At 74.0% G+C, this 1,147-nt stretch carries 1 protein-coding gene; it reads right to left on the reverse strand.

The window, feature by feature from the left end; all coding sequences use genetic code 11:
• Positions 1-18 precede the first annotated feature (18 nt).
• On the reverse strand, positions 19-1,147 hold a 1,129-nt coding region (locus tag AC27IO_RS24605), incomplete at its 5' end, for a helicase C-terminal domain-containing protein (protein WP_498741261.1).

A 1,147-nucleotide genomic window follows, 5' to 3' on the forward strand; every position in this document is an offset into this window, starting at 1 on the left:
CGGGCCTGCGGGCCGGGCTCAGGCCGCCGGGCGCCGCTCCAGCGCGAAGGGCGGCAACCCCTTCAGCAGCCGCTGCCCGTACGACGTGCGCACCAGCCGCTTGTCGTAGCAGTACACGTGGGCGCGGTCTTCCTCCGTGCGGATCGCGCGGCCCACCCACTGCGCCAGGCGGATGGCCGTGGCCGGCACCACCAGTTCGCTGAACGGGTCGCGCCCCGCCGCCCGCAGCCATTCGGCGCGCGACTCGCCCACCGGGTCGTCGGGCGGCGCGAACGGCAGCTTGGTGATGAACAGCGATTCGCACAGCGCGCCCGGCAGGTCCAGCCCCTCGCCGAACGACTGCATGCCGAAGATGATGGACGGCTCGCCGCTTGCCACGCGCTCGCGGTGGCGCGCCAGCAGCTGGGTGCGGGGCAGCGCGGTCTGCACCAGCACGCTGCCGCGCATGGCGGTGGGCAGCGCATCGACGGCCTGGCGCATCTGGTCGCGCGAGGTGAAGAGCACCAGCGCGCCGGACTCGACCATGGCCAGGTCGGTCAGCAGCGCATCCACCATCTCGGCGGTGAAGGCCTGGGCCTCGCGCGGGTCGGCCACGGTCTCGGTGGCGATCAGCGTGCCCTGCAGCGCGTAGTCGAACGGGCTGGGCACCTCCAGGGTGGTGACGGTCTCGTCGCCGAACAGCCCCGCCTCGCGCAGGAAGAAGTCGAACTGCCCGCAGCTCGTCAGCGTGGCCGAGGTGAGCACCGCCCCGCGCACGGCCGACCACAGGTGGTGGCGCAGCGTGTTGCCCGGCAGGATGGGGCTGGCGTGCGCCTTCACGACGATGAAGTCGCCCTCCACCTCCAGCGTGAACCATTTGGCGGCGGGCACGGCGCCCTCGGGCGCGTCCTGCAGCAGCAGTTGCGCGGTGGCGTGCACGCCTTCCAGCCGGGGCGCGAGCGCGCCGACCTGGGCATAGAGCGTGGACAGGCGCCGCGCCTCGTCGGGCTTGTCGCGGATCTCGGCGCGCAGGGCCTTGGCGATGGCGCGCAGCGCGTTCAGAAAGCCCTCGGCGTGGTGCGCCATCTGGCCCAGCGGCTCCACCAGCGCCTCGGGCAGCACGCCGCCGGCCACGCGGGCCCGGGTGGGCATGCCGGGCGCCTGCGGG

It is taken from the genome of Acidovorax sp. KNOB132 (assembly GCF_057541515.1).